General features: G+C 69.5%; 14 protein-coding genes and 1 tRNA gene. 2 read left to right on the forward strand and 13 right to left on the reverse strand.

Annotation, left to right across the window (positions count from 1 at the left end; translation table 11 throughout):
* Nucleotides 1–310: 310 nt before the first annotated feature.
* From IF129_RS13170 to IF129_RS13220, 11 genes are all read right to left on the reverse strand, one after another.
* On the reverse strand, nt 311–862 hold the full coding sequence (locus IF129_RS13170; RefSeq protein ID WP_224754859.1) for a DUF1707 and DUF4190 domain-containing protein: 552 nt from the start codon (nt 860–862) through the stop codon (nt 311–313).
* A 136-nt stretch (nt 863–998) separates the two neighbouring features.
* Nucleotides 999–4898, reverse strand: a complete 3900-nt coding sequence (locus tag IF129_RS13175) for a DNA-directed RNA polymerase subunit beta' (protein WP_191209873.1) — start codon at nt 4896–4898, stop codon at nt 999–1001.
* Nucleotides 4899–4993: 95 nt separating this feature from the next.
* Entirely contained in the window at nt 4994–8476 is a 3483-nt protein-coding gene (gene rpoB / locus IF129_RS13180; protein WP_191209780.1) for a DNA-directed RNA polymerase subunit beta, read from the reverse strand.
* Between the two features lie 716 nt (nt 8477–9192).
* Complete coding sequence (gene rplL / locus IF129_RS13185) at nt 9193–9582, reverse strand: 50S ribosomal protein L7/L12 (protein WP_191209874.1); 390 nt, start codon at nt 9580–9582, stop codon at nt 9193–9195.
* A gap of 96 nt (nt 9583–9678) precedes the next feature.
* Nucleotides 9679–10236 (reverse strand): 50S ribosomal protein L10, encoded by a 558-nt coding sequence (rplJ, locus tag IF129_RS13190; RefSeq protein ID WP_191209781.1) that lies wholly within the window; start codon nt 10234–10236, stop codon nt 9679–9681.
* Nucleotides 10237–10617: 381 nt separating this feature from the next.
* On the reverse strand, nt 10618–11571 hold the full coding sequence (locus tag IF129_RS13195) for a hypothetical protein (RefSeq protein ID WP_191209782.1): 954 nt from the start codon (nt 11569–11571) through the stop codon (nt 10618–10620).
* 126 nt (nt 11572–11697) lie between these two features.
* Nucleotides 11698–12420 carry a 50S ribosomal protein L1 gene (gene rplA, locus IF129_RS13200; RefSeq protein ID WP_191209783.1) on the reverse strand — a complete coding sequence of 241 codons (723 nt, stop codon included), beginning with the start codon at nt 12418–12420 and terminating at the stop codon, nt 11698–11700.
* A gap of 83 nt (nt 12421–12503) precedes the next feature.
* On the reverse strand, nt 12504–12938 hold the full coding sequence (rplK, locus tag IF129_RS13205) for a 50S ribosomal protein L11 (protein ID WP_191209784.1): 435 nt from the start codon (nt 12936–12938) through the stop codon (nt 12504–12506).
* A gap of 205 nt (nt 12939–13143) precedes the next feature.
* Nucleotides 13144–14055, reverse strand: a complete 912-nt coding sequence (gene nusG, locus IF129_RS13210) for a transcription termination/antitermination protein NusG (protein WP_191209785.1) — start codon at nt 14053–14055, stop codon at nt 13144–13146.
* A gap of 76 nt (nt 14056–14131) precedes the next feature.
* On the reverse strand, nt 14132–14413 hold the full coding sequence (secE, locus tag IF129_RS13215; protein ID WP_191209786.1) for a preprotein translocase subunit SecE: 282 nt from the start codon (nt 14411–14413) through the stop codon (nt 14132–14134).
* Between the two features lie 119 nt (nt 14414–14532).
* Nucleotides 14533–14605 (reverse strand) — tRNA-Trp (locus tag IF129_RS13220).
* Nucleotides 14606–14883: 278 nt separating this feature from the next.
* On the opposite strand from IF129_RS13220, the gene IF129_RS13225 reads away from it, so the two are divergent.
* Nucleotides 14884–16128, forward strand: coding sequence for a pyridoxal phosphate-dependent aminotransferase (locus IF129_RS13225; protein WP_191209787.1), 1245 nt, complete (start codon nt 14884–14886; stop codon nt 16126–16128).
* A gap of 128 nt (nt 16129–16256) precedes the next feature.
* Nucleotides 16257–17276, forward strand: a complete 1020-nt coding sequence (locus IF129_RS13230) for an adenosine deaminase (RefSeq protein ID WP_191209788.1) — start codon at nt 16257–16259, stop codon at nt 17274–17276.
* 33 nt (nt 17277–17309) lie between these two features.
* Here the strand turns inward: IF129_RS13230 and IF129_RS13235 are convergent, their stop codons facing one another.
* Nucleotides 17310–18365: a UDP-N-acetylmuramate dehydrogenase gene (locus IF129_RS13235; RefSeq protein ID WP_191209789.1), complete on the reverse strand. Its 1056-nt coding sequence runs from the start codon at nt 18363–18365 to the stop codon at nt 17310–17312.
* 38 nt (nt 18366–18403) lie between these two features.
* The gene (locus tag IF129_RS13240) at nt 18404–18838 is read right to left on the reverse strand and encodes a MaoC family dehydratase (RefSeq protein ID WP_191209790.1); all 435 of its coding nucleotides are present in this window, start codon (nt 18836–18838) and stop codon (nt 18404–18406) included.

Here is an 18838-nt window from a genome sequence, read left to right on the forward strand (position 1 = left end):
AGCTAACCTGGGCCACATTGTCCGACCCACGCGGTCGGGTGTGTCGGATTCTGCAGACCCCCCACTGACGCGGGAGACTCCTCTGGAGGGAGAAGTGAGTGCAGATCCTGGTGTCACGCGCGGCCGTCCGCGAACGGGACGAACCAGCGCAGGGGACACCCCAGGCACAAGGTCAGAGCGTACCTACCGCATCGGCTCCGGTCAAAAGCGATCGGCGCGCGCGGGCGGCACAGAATCCCCGGGCGCCGTCACCCGGGCGCTCTCACCGTAGCGGGCCCCACGCACGGCGGCCAGAGGGCGGGGCGAACGCTCACACGGAGAGCGCGACAGCGAAGAAGGCGATCAGCGCCGCGAACCCCATGGCGACGTACCCCACGACGATACCGGCCGTCGCGAAGCCGCCGCCCTCCTTGCCCGTCCGCCGGATGTCGGCCCGCGCGACGTGGCCGCAGATCACGGCCGGCAGCGCGGTGATGTACACGGCCGGCACGAGGCAGGCGCAGACCAGCGCGGCCGTCGCCCACCCGCTCGTCTCCGGCGGGCGGCGCATCGGGTGCACCGGATAGGGGGAGTACCGCGGCGGGGTGATGTGGTACGTCGGCTCGGCCGGACGCTGGTACGGGGCGGGCGCGGGTGCGGGCACCGGGCCCTGCGGGAGGTCGGCGATGAGCGGCTGCATCTCGGCGTACGTGCTCGCCTCGTGGATGCGGTGGAGGCGGGCCTCGTACTCCCCCTTGGGCAGGCGCCCCTCGGCGTAACCGGCCTTCAGGACGTCCGCGGCCCGCTCGCGGTCGGCGTCGGAGGCCCGCATGAACGGCTGCCCCCCGTAAGGCTGGCTGCCTCCCGGCCAGTTCAGTGACATCGACCGACTCCTCCCCACGTTGCGGAGCGTACGGCTCCTATCATCCAGGACGTCCGGGCGTCACGCGGAGTTCCCCCCGGAGAACGCCGAAGGGCGGCACTCCCGAGGGAGTGCCGCCCACGGCGACGTGTGGGCCCTACTGGTTGTAGGGGCCGTAGTCGTAGTCCTCCAGCGGAACGGCCTGGCCGGAGCCGGTGCCGAACGGCGAGTAGTCGATGTCGTCGTACCCGACGGCCGAGTACATCGCGGCCTTCGCCTCCTCGGTCGGCTCGACCCGGATGTTGCGGTAGCGGGACAGGCCCGTACCGGCCGGGATGAGCTTACCGATGATGACGTTCTCCTTGAGGCCGATCAGGGAGTCCGACTTGGCGTTGATCGCCGCGTCGGTCAGGACCCTGGTCGTCTCCTGGAAGGAGGCCGCCGACAGCCACGACTCGGTCGCCAGCGAGGCCTTGGTGATACCCATCAGCTGCGGACGGCCGGAGGCCGGGTGTCCGCCCTCCTGGACCACGCGACGGTTCTCGCCCTCGAACTTCGACCGCTCGACCAGCTCGCCGGGCAGCAGCTCGGCGTCGCCGGACTCGATGATCGTCACCCGGCGGAGCATCTGCCGGATGATGATCTCGATGTGCTTGTCGTGGATCGACACGCCCTGGCTGTTGTAGACCTTCTGCACCTCGCCGACCAGGTGGACCTGGACGGCGCGCTGGCCGAGGATGCGCAGCACGTCGTGCGGGTTGGCCGCACCGACCGTCAGCGGCTGGCCGACGGTGACGTGGTCGCCCTCGCCCACGAGCAGACGCGAACGCTTGGAGACGGGGTAGGCCATCTCGTCGCTGCCGTCGTCCGGCGTGACGACGACCTTCTTCGTCTTCTCCGTCTCCTCGATCCGCACCCGGCCGGCCGACTCGGTGATCGGGGCGACACCCTTCGGGGTGCGCGCCTCGAACAGCTCGACGACACGCGGCAGGCCCTGGGTGATGTCGTCACCGGCCACACCACCGGTGTGGAAGGTACGCATCGTCAGCTGGGTGCCGGGCTCACCGATGGACTGGGCGGCGATGATGCCGACGGCCTCGCCGATGTCCACCAGCTTGCCGGTGGCCAGGGAGCGGCCGTAGCACATGGCGCAGGTGCCGACGGCGGACTCGCAGGTCAGGACCGAGCGGGTCTTGACCGTCTCGATGCCGTGCCGGACGAGCTCCTCGATGAGGACGTCGCCCAGGTCGGTGCCGGCCGGGCCGAGCACCTTGCCGTCGACGACGATGTCCTCGGCGAGGCAGCGCGCGTACACGCTGGTCTCGACGTCCTCGGTCTTGCGCAGCACGCCGTCCTCGCCCTTGACGGCGATGGGCAGCTTGAGGCCGCGCTCGGTGCCGCAGTCCTCCTCGCGGATGATGACGTCCTGGGAGACGTCCACGAGACGACGCGTGAGGTAACCGGAGTCCGCGGTCCGCAGGGCGGTGTCCGCCAGCCCCTTACGGGCACCGTGCGTGGAGATGAAGTACTCCAGCACGGACAGGCCCTCACGGAACGAGGACTTGATCGGACGCGGGATCGTCTCGTTCTTCGCGTTCGACACCAGACCACGCATACCCGCGATCTGCCGCATCTGCATCATGTTTCCGCGCGCACCCGAGTCGACCATCATGAAGATCGCGTTCGTCTTCGGGAAGTTCGCGTTCATGGCCTCGGCGACCTCGTTCGTCGCCTTGGTCCAGATCTCGATCAGTTCCTGGGAACGCTCGTTCTTCGTGATCAGGCCGCGCTCGTACTGCTTCTGGACCTTCTCGTCCTTCGCCTCGTACCCGGCGATGATCTCCTTCTTCGCCTCGGGGACGACGACGTCGGAGATGGCGATGGTCACACCGGAGCGCGTGGCCCAGTGGTAGCCGGCCGACTTGAGGTTGTCCAGCGTCGCGGCGACCGCCACCTTCGGGTAGCGCTCGGCCAGGTCGTTGACGATCTGGGAGAGCTGCTTCTTACCGACGGTGTAGTTGACGAACGGGAACTCCTCGGGCAGGAGCTCGTTGAAGAGCGCCCGGCCGAGCGTCGAGCGGAGGCGGAAGCCGTCACCCGGCTGCCAGGCGGACTCGCCCTCCTCCGGGACCGGCGGCGTCCAGCCCAGCGGCGGGACGGAGCCCACCGGGAACCGGATGTCGATCTCGGCCTGGAGCGACAGCTCACCGGCGTCGAACGCCATGATCGCCTCGGCCGTCGACGCGAACGACCGGCCGTCGCCCACGACCTCGCGCTCCCCCGCCTCACTGGTGAGGAAGAAGAGGCCGAGCACCATGTCCTGGGTGGGCATGGTCACCGGACGGCCGTCGGCGGGCTTGAGGATGTTGTTCGAGGACAGCATCAGGATGCGGGCCTCGGCCTGGGCCTCCGCCGAGAGCGGGAGGTGGACGGCCATCTGGTCACCGTCGAAGTCCGCGTTGAACGCGGTGCACACGAGCGGGTGAATCTGGATGGCCTTGCCCTCGACGAGCTGCGGCTCGAAGGCCTGGATGCCGAGGCGGTGCAGCGTCGGCGCGCGGTTGAGCAGCACCGGGTGCTCGGCGATGACCTCTTCGAGGACGTCGTACACCACGGTGCGCTGGCGCTCGACCATGCGCTTGGCCGACTTGATGTTCTGCGCGTGGTTCAGGTCGACCAGGCGCTTCATCACGAACGGCTTGAACAGCTCCAGCGCCATCGCCTTCGGCAGACCGCACTGGTGCAGCTTGAGCTGCGGGCCGACGACGATGACCGAGCGGGCCGAGTAGTCGACGCGCTTGCCGAGCAGGTTCTGCCGGAAGCGGCCCTGCTTGCCCTTGAGCATGTCGGACAGCGACTTCAGGGGCCGGTTGCCCGGACCCGTCACCGGCCGGCCGCGGCGGCCGTTGTCGAACAGCGCGTCGACGGCCTCCTGCAGCATCCGCTTCTCGTTGTTCACGATGATCTCGGGCGCACCGAGGTCGAGGAGACGCTTGAGGCGGTTGTTGCGGTTGATGACGCGGCGGTACAGGTCGTTCAGGTCGGAGGTCGCGAAACGGCCACCGTCCAGCTGCACCATCGGACGCAGGTCCGGCGGGATGACCGGCACGCAGTCCAGAACCATGCCCTTGGGGCTGTTGGACGTCTGGAGGAACGCCGAGACGACCTTGAGCCGCTTGAGGGCGCGGGTCTTCTTCTGGCCCTTGCCGGTGCGGATGATCTCGCGGAGGCGCTCGGCCTCCTCGTCCAGGTCGAACGTCTCCAGGCGCTTCTGCAGGGCGGCGGCGCCCATGGAACCGTCGAAGTAGGTGCCGAAGCGGTCCCGCAGCTCGCGGTAGAGCAGCTCGTCACCCTCCAGGTCCTGGACCTTGAGGTTCTTGAAGCGGTTCCACACCTCGTCGAGGCGGTCGATCTCGCGCTGGGCGCGGTCGCGGAGCTGCTTCATCTCGCGCTCGGCGCCCTCGCGCACCTTGCGGCGGACGTCGGCCTTGGCGCCCTCGGCCTCCAGCTCGGCGAGGTCCGTCTCCTGCTTCTTGGCGCGGGCCTCCAGGTCGGCGTCGCGGCGCTGCTCGATCTGCTGACGCTCGACGGAGACGTGGGCCTCCAGCGACGGCAGGTCGCGCGTGCGGCGCTCCTCGTCCACGTACGTGATCATGTACGCGGCGAAGTAGATGACCTTCTCCAGGTCCTTCGGCGCGAGGTCCAGCAGGTAGCCCAGCCGGGACGGGACGCCCTTGAAGTACCAGATGTGCGTGACGGGGGCGGCGAGCTCGATGTGGCCCATCCGCTCCCGGCGCACCTTGGCGCGGGTCACCTCGACGCCGCAGCGCTCACAGATGATGCCCTTGAAGCGGACGCGCTTGTACTTGCCGCAGTAGCACTCCCAGTCCCGGGTGGGGCCGAAGATCTTCTCGCAGAAGAGCCCGTCCTTTTCCGGCTTGAGGGTGCGGTAGTTGATGGTCTCCGGCTTCTTGACCTCGCCGTGGGACCACTGACGGATGTCGTCAGCGGTGGCGAGGCCGATCCGCAGCTCGTCGAAGAAGTTGACGTCGAGCACTCTCGTCAATCCCTCTCAGGGTCGTGTCAATGGTGGTCTGAACGGGGGTCCGGGGAGTGCCGGGGAGCCGCCGACGGCGGCTCCCCGACCACCCGTCAGACCTCTTCGACGCTGCTCGGCTCGCGCCGGGACAGGTCGATGCCGAGCTCTTCCGCGGCGCGGAAGACGTCCTCATCGGTGTCACGCATCTCGATCGACATGCCGTCCGAGGAGAGCACCTCCACGTTGAGGCAGAGCGACTGCATCTCCTTGATGAGCACCTTGAAGGACTCGGGGATGCCGGGCTCGGGGATGTTCTCGCCCTTGACGATGGCCTCGTAGACCTTCACACGGCCGGTGACGTCGTCGGACTTGATGGTCAGCAGCTCCTGGAGGGCGTAGGCGGCGCCGTACGCCTCCAGCGCCCACACCTCCATCTCACCGAAGCGCTGGCCACCGAACTGGGCCTTACCACCCAGCGGCTGCTGGGTGATCATGCTGTACGGGCCGGTGGAGCGGGCGTGCAGCTTGTCGTCCACCAGGTGGTGCAGCTTGAGGATGTACATGTAGCCGATGGAGATCGGCTTCGGGAACGGCTCGCCCGAGCGGCCGTCGTAGAGCCTGGCCTTGCCGGAGGGCAGGACCACGCGGTCACCGTCCCGGTTGGGCATGGCGTGCTCGAACAGACCCGTCAGCTCGTCCTCGCGGGCGCCGTCGAAGACCGGGGTGGCGACGTTGGTGCCCGGGGCCACCTCGTCGGCACCGATGGCCTTCAGCCGCTCCATCCACTCCTCGCTGCCCTCGACCTTCCAGCCCTGGGAGGCCAGCCAGCCGAGGTGGATCTCCAGCACCTGGCCCGGGTTCATCCGGGACGGGACGCCGAGCGGGTTGAGGATGACGTCGACCGGGGTGCCGTCCTCGGTGAACGGCATGTCCTCGACCGGCAGGATCTTGGAGATGACGCCCTTGTTGCCGTGCCGGCCGGCGAGCTTGTCACCGTCGGTGATCTTGCGCTTCTGCGCCACGTAGACGCGGACCAGCTGGTTCACGCCCGGGGGCAGCTCGTCGCCCTCCTCGCGGTCGAAGACGCGGACGCCGATGACCTTGCCGGTCTCGCCGTGCGGCACCTTCAGCGAGGTGTCACGGACCTCACGGGCCTTCTCACCGAAGATCGCGCGCAGCAGGCGCTCCTCCGGCGTCAGCTCGGTCTCACCCTTCGGGGTGACCTTGCCGACCAGGATGTCGCCGGCCTCGACCTCGGCACCGATGCGGATGATGCCGCGCTCGTCGAGGTCGGCCAGGACCTCCTCGGAGACGTTCGGGATATCCCGGGTGATCTCCTCGGGGCCGAGCTTGGTGTCGCGGGCGTCGACCTCGTGCTCCTCGATGTGGATCGAGGAGAGGACGTCGTCCTGCACGAGGCGCTGCGACAGGATGATCGCGTCCTCGTAGTTGTAGCCCTCCCACGGCATGAACGCGACGAGGAGGTTCTTGCCGAGCGCCATCTCACCGTTCTCGGTGGACGGGCCGTCGGCCAGGACCTGGCCCTCGATGACGCGGGCGCCCTCGTCGACGATCACCTTCTGGTTGAAGGAGGTGCCCTGGTTGGAGCGGTAGAACTTGGCGACGCGGTAGGTGGTGTACGTGCCGTCGTCGTTGGCCACCGTGACGTAGTCGGCGGAGACCTCCTGGACGACGCCGTCCTTCTCGGCCTTGATGACGTCGCCGGCGTCGACCGCGGAGCGGTACTCCATGCCGGTGCCGACCAGCGGCGACTCCGACTTCAGCAGCGGCACCGCCTGGCGCATCATGTTCGAGCCCATGAGCGCGCGGTTGGCGTCGTCGTGCTCCAGGAAGGGGATCATGGCCGTCGCGACCGACACCATCTGGCGCGGCGAGACGTCCATGTAGTCGACCTCGTTGCCCGTGACGTAGTCGACCTCACCGCCACGCCGGCGGACCAGGACGCGGCCCTCGGCGAAGTGCATGTCGTCGGTCAGCGGGGCGTTCGCCTGGGCGATGACGTACCGGTCCTCCTCGTCCGCCGTGAGGTAGTGGGCCTCGTCGGTGACGACGCCCTCCACCACCTTGCGGTACGGGGTCTCCACGAAGCCGAAGGCGTTGACCCGACCGTAGGAGGCGAGCGAGCCGATCAGGCCGATGTTCGGGCCTTCCGGCGTCTCGATCGGGCACATGCGGCCGTAGTGCGACGGGTGCACGTCACGGACCTCGAAGCCGGCCCGCTCACGGGACAGACCACCGGGGCCCAGGGCGGACAGACGGCGCTTGTGGGTCAGGCCCGACAGCGGGTTCGTCTGGTCCATGAACTGGGACAGCTGGCTGGTGCCGAAGAACTCCTTGATGGAGGCGACGACCGGCCGGATGTTGATCAGCGTCTGCGGCGTGATCGCCTCGACGTCCTGCGTGGTCATGCGCTCGCGGACCACGCGCTCCATGCGGGCGAGGCCGGTGCGGACCTGGTTCTGGATCAGCTCGCCGACGTTGCGCAGGCGGCGGTTGCCGAAGTGGTCGATGTCGTCGGTCTCGACGACGATCTCGTCACCCTCGGCGCTGACCGTCTCGGTCTCACCGGCGTGCAGCTTCACCAGGTACTTGATCGTGGCGATGATGTCGGCGCTGGTGAGCACGCCGGAGTCCAGCGGCTCGTCCCCGCCGAGCTTCTTGTTGATCTTGTAGCGGCCGACCTTGGCGAGGTCGTAGCGCTTGGGGTTGAAGTAGAGGTTCTCCAGCAGGGTCTGGGCGGCCTCCTTGGTCGGCGGCTCACCCGGACGCAGCTTGCGGTAGATGTCCAGCAGCGCGTCGTCCTGCCCCTGGGTGTGGTCCTTCTCCAGGGTGGCGCGCATGGACTCGTACTGACCGAACTCCTCCAGGATCTGCTCGGTCGTCCAGCCCAGGGCCTTCAGGAGCACGGTGACGGACTGCTTGCGCTTGCGGTCGATGCGCACACCGACCATGTCGCGCTTGTCGATCTCCATCTCCAGCCAGGCGCCCCGGGAGGGGATGACCTTGGCGGAGAAGATGTCCTTGTCGGACGTCTTGTCGAGCGAGCTGTCGAAGTACACACCCGGGGAGCGCACCAGCTGCGAGACGACGACACGCTCGGTGCCGTTGATGACGAAGGTGCCCTTGTTCGTCATGAGCGGGAAGTCGCCCATGAAGACCGTCTGGGACTTGATCTCGCCGGTCTCGTTGTTGGTGAACTCTGCGGTGACGAAGAGCGGAGCGGCGTACGTGAAGTCGCGCTCCTTGCACTCGTCGATGGAGTTCTTCGGGGGCTCGAAGCGGTGGTCGCGGAAGGTCAGCGACATCGACCCGGAGAAGTCCTCGATCGGGGAGATCTCCTCGAAGATCTCCTCAAGACCGGACTTCGTGGGGACGTCCTCCCCCCGGTCGAGCGCAGCCTCGATCCGCGCCTTCCAGGCGTCGTTGCCGAGTAGCCAGTCGAAGCTCTCGGTTTGGAGCGCGAGGAGGTTGGGAACCCCGAGAGGCTCCTTGATCTTCGCAAAAGAAATACGCAGCGGTGCGGTGCTGGCGCCGTTGTTCGAATTGACGGTCGAGGCGTTGCGCGAGGCGGCCAAGAGGGGGTCCTTCCGAGGGCTCGGACTCACTACGCGCATACCGGTGCCCCTGGTGACGGGCAGGGAGCAGCTATAAGGCAGCGCAAAGGGTCAGTGTAGCCACAAGGCACACTGATGTCCAGAGCGGAACATCGGAGATCGGCGCAGGGCCTCTCTCTCCCTCCGGGAGTCTCTTCCTCGGTTGTCTGTCTCGTGCTGTCTCGGTGCTGCTGCTCGGTACTGCTGTGCTCGTAGGCACGGCTCTCGCGCGGCGTCTCGATCCGGCCTGGCGGCCGTCCCTCGGCGTCTGCCGCAAGACTTCCCACATCACCGAGATTCCATGCCTCGGGTTCCGTGGAACTCCGAACCGGTACTTCCCGGCACCTCGGGCGCTTGTGAGAATCGCGTGCCCGGAGGCCGTACGTCAAGGCCCCGCGCTCGGTTGCGGTGGTCACGCCCGCGACGGCAGCCGCCGACGGCCCGAACGACCACCCCTCGCCGACCCCGCCGACCCCGTCGAGGGGGGGCCGGGTCGAACGCCGGTGATCACCCTACCCTTGGCAGCCGCGAAGGCAAGGAGAGCGCGGCGCGATCGAGCGGGTGACTCCGGGGTATCCCGGAAACCACCCGGTCGTGGGGGTGCGGGAACGCCGAAGGGCGACCACCCGGATGGGTGATCGCCCTCGACGAGCGGGCCGCGTGCCGTGTCGGCACCCGCCCCGCGGGGGTTCAGCGGGTCACTTGACCTCGACGCTGGCGCCGGCGCCCTCGAGGGACTCCTTGGCCTTGTCCGCGGCGTCCTTGGCGACCTTCTCCAGAACCGGCTTCGGCGCACCGTCGACCAGGTCCTTGGCCTCCTTCAGGCCGAGGGAGGTCAGCTCGCGCACGACCTTGATGACCTGGATCTTCTTGTCACCGGCGGCGGTGAGGACGACGTCGAACTCGTCCTTCTCCTCCTCGGCGGCGGCGGCGCCACCACCCTGACCCGGGGCAGCGGCGACGACGGCGGCCGGGGCGGCGGCCTCGACGTCGAACTTCTCCTCGAACTTCTTGACGAACTCGGAGAGCTCGATGAGGGTCATCTCCTCGAACTGCGCGAGCAGCTCGTCCTGGCTGAGCTTCGCCATGATGGCGTCCTTCCACTCGTTCGGCTGGTGCCGGATGTCGTACATGTCGGCGGGCGTACGGGGGCCCGCTGGGCTGCGCGGTAGCCGGAAGTTCGGTTACTCCGCGGCCTCGGCGGGAGCCGGCGTACCGGCACCGCCCTGCTCGTCCTGCTTGGCACGCAGCGCGTCCGCGGTGCGGACGAACTTCGTGAGCGGGGCCTGGAAGGTCGCCGCGGCCTTGGCCATGGACGCCTTCATTCCACCGGCCAGCTTGGAGAGCAGCACCTCGCGGGACTCGAGGTCCGCAAGCTTCTTGATCTCGTCCGCGGACAGTGCCTTGCCGTCAAGGACACCGCCCTTCAGCTCGAGAGCGGGGTTGGTCTTGGCGAAGTCACGCAGACCCTTCGCCGCCTCGACCGGGTCACCGGTCACGAAGGCGACCGCCGTCGAGCCCGTCAGGAACTCGTCGAGCGTGGTGACCCCGGCCTCCTTGGCCGCGATCTTGGTCAGCGTGTTCTTCACCACACGGTACTGGGCGTTGTCACCGAGCGAGCGGCGCAGCTCCTTGAGCTGTGCCACGGAAAGTCCGGTGTACGCGGTGACCACAGCGGCGTTGGAGTTGCGGAACTTCTCCGTCATCTCCTCAACGGCTGCGACCTTGTCGGGCGTCGCCATGAGCCTCGCGCCTCCTTCCGGGTGTTGGTCCTCGACCGGTCTGCCGACCGGTCCGTCGCGCCGGACCGCCCCATCGGGCACTTCAGGAAGGAGCTGCACACAAGCGAAACGCCCCGGTGCGCAGGCGCACGGGGCGTGACTCGACAGTACGGAACGCCGCCCGTACCGGAGTATGAACCTCACGTGCCTGCACGGGCCGTCCGCTCAGACGAGCGAATCCTTAGGCCACCGCGAGCCGACTGTGACGACGGCACGCAGCAACGACCAGCGGTCTTTGGCTACCGCGACACTGTACGGGGGGCGTCACGGCGGAGGCAAATCCGGCCCCGGTCCGACGTCACGGCACGGGCGCCGTCACGTCGGACCGGGAGGCCGGGTGCGTCAGACCGCGCCGGGCTCCAGCGCGCCCGGACCGCCGAGCTCCTCCAACATCTCCACGAAGTCGATCGTCTCGTCGGCCGGCGGAGCCTCGGGAGCCACCTTCACGCCGTAGTCGGTCATGCGCTGGGTCATCTCCATGCTGCCCTCGGGGCTGTCCATGACCACCGTCATCTGCACCGGCATGTCGTCCTCGTTGAGCCAGACGTCGAGGTCCATCGCCTCGATGCCCGACTCGTCCATGCCGTCCAGGAGCTCCGCCCGCTTCTCCTCTGTCAGGTACTCGCCGGACGCGGAGTTCTGCGCCTCGATCTCCAGCAGCTCCTCAAGGGTGATGCTGCCCTGGTAGTGCTGCGTGGCGGCGCCGTCCAGCTTCTCCTCGCCGACGTGCTCGATGTTCGGCGAGTCCAGCAGCAGAGCCATCTGCTCGGCCGGGCTGCGGCCCATCTCGTCCAGGCCGGCCGTCATCTGGTCGGCGAGCGCCTCGTCACCGGCCTCCTCGACCATGGCCTCGATGTCGAACTTCATCCAGGTCTTGCCGCCGGTGTCGGCCGCCATGACCTCACCCATGTACATGTACATGACGTCATCGAGCCACACCATGCGCATCTCGGACGGCGCGGAGGACTCCTCACCCGCGGCCCCCGCGAACGCCTCACCGCTCATGGTGAAGTCCATGGCGACCGGGTCCCAGGACATGACGCCCTGCATCTCCATCGCCTCGGGCATGCCCGGCGCCGTCATCGTCATCTCGAGGCGGGCGGACTTCGCCTCGGTCGTCTTCTTCGTGGCCGCCGCCATGACCTGGAGCGCCGAGCGCTTCTCGGCGGCCTGCGACGGGGCCGACGACGTCGTGCCGCCCTCGTCCGAGCTCTCCCCGCCCCCGGTGCAGCCGCTGAGGACCAGGGCCGCGGTCAGGCTGACGGCAGCCAGTGCCGTCGTGCGCGTACGACGCATCACGTTCTCCCCCACATGTGTCAGTGAATGTGCCAACCGTAGTCCATGCCCGTGTGTCCCTGACAACGGGAAAGCCCCCGCTCCACAGGGAGCGGGGGCTCGTCCCAACCGGCGTCGGGGAGAGGCTCAGGCGGCCTCGTCCTCGACGAGCAGGTTGCGGGTGCGGTTGCCGTCGACCGGGATGCCGGGGCCCATCGTGGTGGTGATGGTGGCCTTCTTGATGTAACGGCCCTTGGCGGCGGACGGCTTCAGACGCATGACCTCGTCCAGCGCCGCGGCGTAGTTCTCCACGAGCTGCTGCTCACCGAACGACACCTTGCCGATGATGAAGTGCAGGTTCGCGTGCTTGTCGACGCGGAACTCGATCTTGCCGCCCTTGATCTCGGTGACGGCCTTGGCGACGTCGGGGGTGACGGTGCCGGTCTTCGGGTTCGGCATCAGGCCACGCGGACCGAGCACGCGGCCGAGGCGGCCGACCTTGCCCATGAGGTCCGGGGTGGCGACGACCGCGTCGAACTCGTTCAGGCGCTGGCCCTTGGAGATCTCGTCGATCAGCTCGTCGGAGCCGACGATGTCGGCGCCCGCGGCTTCCGCGGCGGCTGCACGGTCACCGGTCGCGAAGACCAGGACCCGGGCGGTCTTGCCGGTGCCGTGCGGCAGGTTCACGGTGCCGCGGACCATCTGGTCGGCCTTGCGCGGGTCGACACCCAGGCGGAAGGCCACCTCGACGGTCGCGTCGAACTTGACGGCGGTCGTGTCCTTGGCGAGGCGGACGGCCTCGAGCGGGGCGTAGAGCCGCGTCCGGTCGATCTTGGCGTCCGCGCTGCGGAGATTCTTGCTGCGCTTCACTTCTGCTCCTGTGTTTCAGGTACGGAGTCGTGGTGTGGACCAGCGCTTGGTCCTTCCACGGAACTGCTGGTGACCGGGTGCGGTCAGCCCTCGACCGTGACGCCCATGGAACGGGCGGTGCCGGCGATGATCTTCTCGGCGGCGTCCAGGTCGTTCGCGTTCAGGTCGGGCATCTTGGTGGTGGCGATCTCCCGCACCTGGTCGCGCGTGATCTTCGCGACCTTCTTGACGTGCGGCTCGCCGGAGCCCTTCTCCACGCCCGCGGCCTTGAGGATCATCTTCGCGGCCGGCGGGGTCTTCGTGATGAAGGTGAAGGAGCGGTCCTCGTAGACCGTGATCTCCACCGGGATGACCCAACCGCGCTGCGACTCGGTCGCCGCGTTGTAGGCCTTGCAGAACTCCATGATGTTGACGCCGTGCTGGCCCAGCGCGGGACCGACCGGCGGAGCCGGGTTGGCGGCGCCGGCCTGGATCTGGAGCTTGATCAGCCCCGTGACCTTCTTCTTCTTGGGAGGCATGCTCTCTCCGGGTCTTGAGTGAGAGTGGTTCGCCCACCATCCGTCATCCGGATGGAGGCATACCGCACCACGATAGCGAATGGCCCGCCGTACCACGAAACCGGGCAGGCCGGGCCGGGCCCCGGGCGCCTGGGCAGGCACGCGGAAGGGCCCCGGCGGACGGTGGAACCGTCCGCCGGGGCCCTTCCCGATGCGCTCGGTGCGCTCAGTTCTTCTGGATCTGGTCGAAGCTCAGCTCGACCGGCGTCTCCCGACCGAAGATCTCCACCAGGCCCTTGACCTTCTTGGAGTCGGGGTTGATCTCGTTGATCGTCGCCTGGAGGGTGGCGAAGGGACCGTCGGTGACGGTGACCGAGTCGCCCACCTCGAAGTCCAGGACCTGGACCTCCAGCTTGCGGCTCGGTGCCGGGCGGCCCTCGGCCTCGGCGGCCTCCTTGGCGGCCTTCTCCTCGGCCTCCGGGGCGAGCATCTTGACGACCTCGTCCAGCGTGAGCGGGTACGGGTCGTAGGCGTTGCCCACGAAGCCGGTGACGCCCGGGGTGTTGCGGACGACGCCCCAGGACTCGTTCGTCAGCTCCATGCGGACCAGCACGTAGCTGGGCAGCTTGTTCTGCCGGACGGTGCGGCGCTCGCCGTTCTTGATCTGGGCGACCTCTTCCTGCGGCACCTCGGCCTGGAAGATGTAGTCCTCGACGTTGAGCGAGACCGCCCGCTGCTCCAGATTCGTCTTCACGCGGTTCTCGTAGCCCGCGTAGGTGTGGATGACGTACCACTCGCCGGGCTGGTGGCGCAGCTCGTCGCGCAGGGCCGCGACCGGGTCGACGGGCTCCTCCTCGACGGCGTCCTCGGCCTGCTCGTCGGCTGCCTGCTGGTCGGACGGCTCGGTGGCGTCCTGTGCCTCGGCGGCGTCTGCGACGTCGTCGGCCTGCGCGGCCTCGGGGGCTTCCCCGGCGCCGGACACCTCATCGGCGGTGGCGTCCGCAGCGTCGTCGGCCTGGTCGGCCTGCGCGGCCTCGGCCTGGCCGGCGCTGTCGTCTGCCGCGGTCTCGACGGAGTCGAGCGCGGTCTCGCGGCCCTGTGCGGGCTCGACAGCGTCGTTCAGGTTCGGGTCAGACACGGTAGCTGCTTCTTCCTGGCTCTATGGGGTCGAACATACGGACCGGCTCCGCAGGAGCGGCGCCGCCGCGAGGGTGTCAGCCGAAGACGAACTTGACGGCCTCACTGAAGCCATAGTCAAGCACGAACACGATACCGATCATGATCAGCACGAAAATGATCACCACGGTGGTGTACGTCGTGAGCTGGTGCCGCGTGGGCCAGACGACCTTGCGGAGCTCGGCGACAATCTGTCGGTAGAAGAGCGCGAGGCGGGCCAGAGGGCCCTTCTTGCCACGCTTGCCGCCCCGCCGCGGCTTCTTGTCGTCCGACGAACGCCCGGGCTCGGGGACCTCGGCAGTATCCGTGATCTCCGCCACTTGTCCTCACCTGATCCGGGGTCGGGGGCCGCGCGACGTTCAGCCCAGCCGCACGGCGGTGCATTTCTGTAACGTACGCCTGCACGCACCATCCTATGGGGTGGAAGAGATGCGTGGAGCAGGGCCGGAGGGACTTGAACCCCCAACCGCTGGTTTTGGAGACCAGTGCTCTACCAATTGAGCTACGACCCTTTGCCGATCCCTCAACCTACCGCATGACGGACACCCGGGTGAGCGCCCGACGCGTGGTCGGAGAAGGCCAACGAGGGATGAGTGTACGTGCTCACCGCGCTGCCGTCGAACAGGTAGCCCTGCGTGACGGGCGCGGCCTCGCACGTCCGGCGCCCCGGGGCCGGGCCGCCGGCGCCCGGACGGGTGCGCGGGGGCCGGGGCGGCGGGCCGCGCGACCCGGCTTCCGCAAGGTGAAACCGTTGTGTCCGGCCGTCGTCGAGTCTGCAACGATGCTTCGCATGACTGCTGCAAACCCCTCAGACCAGTCCTCCACCGCGTCGTCCGGCAACCGCGTGTCGGCGCGCGTCGGCGCCATCTCCGAGTCCGCCACGCTCGCCGTCGACGCCAAGGCCAAGGCGCTGAAGGCGGCCGGCCGGCCCGTGATCGGCTTCGGCGCGGGTGAGCCCGACTTCCCCACGCCCGACTACATCGTCGAGGCGGCGGTCGAGGCCTGCCGCAACCCCAGGTTCCACCGCTACACCCCGGCCGGCGGCCTGCCCGAGCTGAAGGCCGCCATCGCCGACAAGACCCTGCGCGACTCCGGCTACCGCGTCGAGGCCGCCAACGTGCTCGTCACCAACGGTGGCAAGCAGGCCATCTACGAGGCGTTCGCCGCGATGCTCGACCCGGGCGACGAGGTCATCGTCCCGGCCCCGTACTGGACGACCTACCCCGAGTCGATCAAGCTGGCGGGCGGCGTGGCCGTGCCGGTGGTGGCCGACGAGACGACCGGCTACCGCGTCAGCGTCGAGCAGCTGGAGGCCGCACGGACGGAGCGCACGAAGGTGCTGCTCTTCGTCTCCCCCTCCAACCCGACCGGCGCCGTGTACACCCGCGAGCAGGTCGAGGCCGTCGGCCGCTGGGCCGCCGAGCACGGCCTGTGGGTCATGACGGACGAGATCTACGAGCACCTCGTCTACGGCGACGCGGAGTTCTCCTCGCTGCCCGTCGTCGTGCCGGAGCTGGCCGACCGCTGCGTGATCGTCAACGGCGTCGCCAAGACGTACGCGATGACGGGCTGGCGCGTGGGCTGGGTCATCGGCCCGAAGGACATCGTCAAGGCCGCGACGAACCTGCAGTCGCACGCCACGTCGAACGTGAGCAACGTCGCGCAGGCCGCCGCCCTGGCCGCCGTCTCCGGCGACCTGACGGCCGTGGAGAAGATGAAGGAGGCCTTCGACCGCCGGCGCCGCACGATCGTGCGGATGCTGAACGAGATCGACGGCGTGGTCTGCCCGGAACCGGAGGGCGCCTTCTACGCCTACCCGTCCGTGAAGGGGCTCCTGGGCAAGGAGATCCGGGGCAAGCGGCCCGCCGACACGGTGGAGCTGGCCGCGCTGATCCTGGAGGAGGCCGAGGTCGCCGTCGTCCCCGGTGAGGCGTTCGGCACCCCGGGCTACCTGCGGCTCTCCTACGCGCTGGGCGACGAGGACCTCGTCGAGGGCGTCTCGCGGATCCAGAAGCTGCTCGCCGAAGCCCGCTGAGCCCGGTGCCGGGCCGGTGCGGCGGCGCACCGGCCCGGCAGGGTGTCCGCCGGGCCGCGGATACCGCACGGGGCGGCTTGTGCGCAAAGCGACTTCCCGCCCTCCGCCCGATGCGGCAGGATCTTGGGATGGAACGCGTGCGTGACGTCCGTCTGCTCCCCAAGGCCCATCTCCACCTGCACTTCACCGGCTCCATGCGCCCCGGCACCCTGCTGGAGCTGGCCGACAAGTACGGCGTCCACCTGCCGGACGCCCTGCGCGGCGGGGAGCCGCCGAAGCTGCGTGCCACGGACGAACGCGGCTGGTTCCGCTTCCAGCGCCTCTACGACATGGCGCGCTCCTGCCTGCGCCGGCCGGAGGACATCCAGCGGCTCGTGCGGGAGACCGCCGAGGAGGACGTGGCGGACGGCTCGCGGTGGCTGGAGATCCAGGTCGACCCGACCTCGTACGCGCCGCGGCTCGGCGGCCTCATCCCGGCGCTGGAGATCATCCTGGACGCCGTGGAGTCCGCCGAGCGCGCCACCGGGCTGCCGATCCGGGTCCTCGTCGCCGCGAACCGCATGAAGCACCCGCTGGACGCCCGCACCCTGGCCCGGCTCGCGGTCCGCTACCGGGACCGCGGGGTCGTCGGCTTCGGGCTCTCCAACGACGAGCGGCGCGGCTTCGCCCGCGACTTCGACCGGGCCTTCGCCATCGCCCGGGACGGCGGGCTGGCCGCCGCCCCGCACGGCGGCGAGCTGGCCGGGCCCGGCAGCGTGCGCGACTGCCTGGACGACCTGCGGGCCCACCGCGTGGGCCACGGCGTCCGCGCGGCCGAGGACCCCCGGCTGCTGGCCCGGCTGGCCGAGGCCCAGGTGACGTGCGAGGTGTGCCCGGCGTCCAACGTGGCGCTCGGGGTGTACGACAAGCCCGAGGACGTCCCCCTGCGCACGCTGTGGGACGCGGGGGTGCCGATGGCCCTGGGCGCGGACGACCCGCTGCTGTTCGGTTCGCGGCTGGCCGCCCAGTACGAGCTGGCCCGCGAGCACCACGGCTTCACGGACGTGGAGCTGGCGGAGCTGGCCCGGCAGTCCCTGCGGGGCTCGCTGGCCCCCGGGCCGGTGCGGACGGAGCTGCTGGCGGGGGTCGACGCCTGGCTCGCGTCCTGACGGGCCGGGGTGCGGGCCGGGCGCGGACGGCCGCTACAGCGCGCAGCCCACGGTGACCGGCTCGTTGACGAGCGTGACGCCGAACGCCGCCCGGACGCCGTCCCGCACCTCCCGGGCGAGGTCCAGCAGCTCCGCCGTGCTGGCCGTGCCCCGGTTGGTCAGGGCGAGGGTGTGCTTGCTGGAGATGCGGGCCCCGCCGGTGCCGTACCCCTTGGTGAAACCCGCGCGGTCGATCAGCCAGGCGGCCGAGGTCTTGACGCGGCCCTCCCCGGCGGGCCAGGCGGGAGCCGCCACGTCGGGCCCGAGGCGTGCGGCGACGCGGGCGGTGAACGCGGCGTGCTGGGCCTCGCTGAGGACGGGGTTGGTGAAGAAGGACCCGGCCGACCACGTGTCGTGGTCCTCCGGGTCGAGCACCATGCCCTTGCCGGCGCGCAGCTTGAGCACGGTCTCGCGGGCGCGGGCGGCGGGCACCCGGTCGCCGACCCCGACGCCGAGGGCCCGCGCCGTCTCGGCGTACCGGATCGGGGCGGAGAGCCCGCCGGCGTCCTCCAGCGCGAACCGCACCCGCAGCACGACGTGGCGGTCCGGCTCGGCCTTGAAGCGGCTGTGCCGGTAGGAGAAGCCGCACGCGGCGGCCGGGATCGTCACCGTGCGGTCCTCGGCCCGGTCGTAGGCGACGACCTCGGTGATGACGGACGACACCTCCTGCCCGTACGCGCCGACGTTCTGGATCGGCGTCGCGCCCGCCGAGCCGGGGATGCCGGCCAGGCACTCGACGCCCGCCAGCCCGGCCTCGACGGTGCGGGCGACGGCCTCCGACCAGTTCTCCCCCGCCGCCAGCTCCAGCCGCGTCCCGTCCAGGGTGAGGCCGGTCGTCGCGACGCGGACGGCGGTGCCGTCGAACCCGTCGTCCCCGATGACGAGGTTGCTGCCGCCCCCGATGAGCAGAAGCGGCGTACCGGCGGCGTCCGCCGCGCGCACGGCGTCGATCACCTCGTCGTCGGTGGTGGCGTGGACGAGGCACCGCGCCGGCCCGCCGAGCCGGAACGTGGTCAGCGGGGCGAGCGGGGCGTCGAGAAGCTTCTGCACGGGCACCAGCGTACGGGTGGGGCCGCCGGGGAGCGGGGTCAGGCGAGCCGGACGACGGCGCGGGCCATGCCGAGGACCTTCTGCCCGGCGCTCGTCGCCGTCAGGTCGACGCGGACGGTGCGCGCCTCGTCGTCGAGCTTCGCGCCGACCTTGGCGGAGACCTCGATCACAGCGCCCTCGACGTCGTCCGGGACCACGACGGGCTTGGTGAAGCGCACCCCGTACTCGACGACGGCACCCGGGTCGCCGACCCAGTCCGTGACGACGCGGACGGCCGACGCCATCGTGAACATGCCGTGCGCGATGACGTCCGGCAGGCCCACCTCGCGGGCGAACCGCTCGTTCCAGTGAATCGGGTTGAAGTCACCCGAGGCACCGGCGTACCGCACCAGCGTCTCCCGGGTGACGGGGAACGTCCGCACGGGCAGCTCGGTGCCCGGCTCGACGTCGGCGTAGCGGCGTGTGGCGGCCAT

This window comes from Streptomyces chumphonensis, from assembly GCF_014779715.1.
GTDB lineage: Bacteria > Actinomycetota > Actinomycetes > Streptomycetales > Streptomycetaceae > Streptomyces > Streptomyces chumphonensis.

Excerpts from the sequence above, each read along its gene's own strand:
- IF129_RS13170 (WP_224754859.1), bottom strand. The coding sequence starts at position 862 with ATGTCACTGAACTGGCCGGGAGGCAGCCAGCCTTACGGGGGGCAGCCG.
- rplL (WP_191209874.1), bottom strand. The coding sequence starts at position 9,582 with ATGGCGAAGCTCAGCCAGGACGAGCTGCTCGCGCAGTTCGAGGAGATG.
- rplJ (WP_191209781.1), bottom strand. The coding sequence starts at position 10,236 with ATGGCGACGCCCGACAAGGTCGCAGCCGTTGAGGAGATGACGGAGAAG.
- IF129_RS13195 (WP_191209782.1), bottom strand. The coding sequence starts at position 11,571 with ATGCGTCGTACGCGCACGACGGCACTGGCTGCCGTCAGCCTGACCGCG.
- rplK (WP_191209784.1), bottom strand. The coding sequence starts at position 12,938 with ATGCCTCCCAAGAAGAAGAAGGTCACGGGGCTGATCAAGCTCCAGATC.
- IF129_RS13225 (WP_191209787.1), top strand. The coding sequence starts at position 14,884 with ATGACTGCTGCAAACCCCTCAGACCAGTCCTCCACCGCGTCGTCCGGC.
- IF129_RS13230 (WP_191209788.1), top strand. The coding sequence starts at position 16,257 with ATGGAACGCGTGCGTGACGTCCGTCTGCTCCCCAAGGCCCATCTCCAC.
- IF129_RS13240 (WP_191209790.1), bottom strand. The coding sequence starts at position 18,838 with ATGGCCGCCACACGCCGCTACGCCGACGTCGAGCCGGGCACCGAGCTG.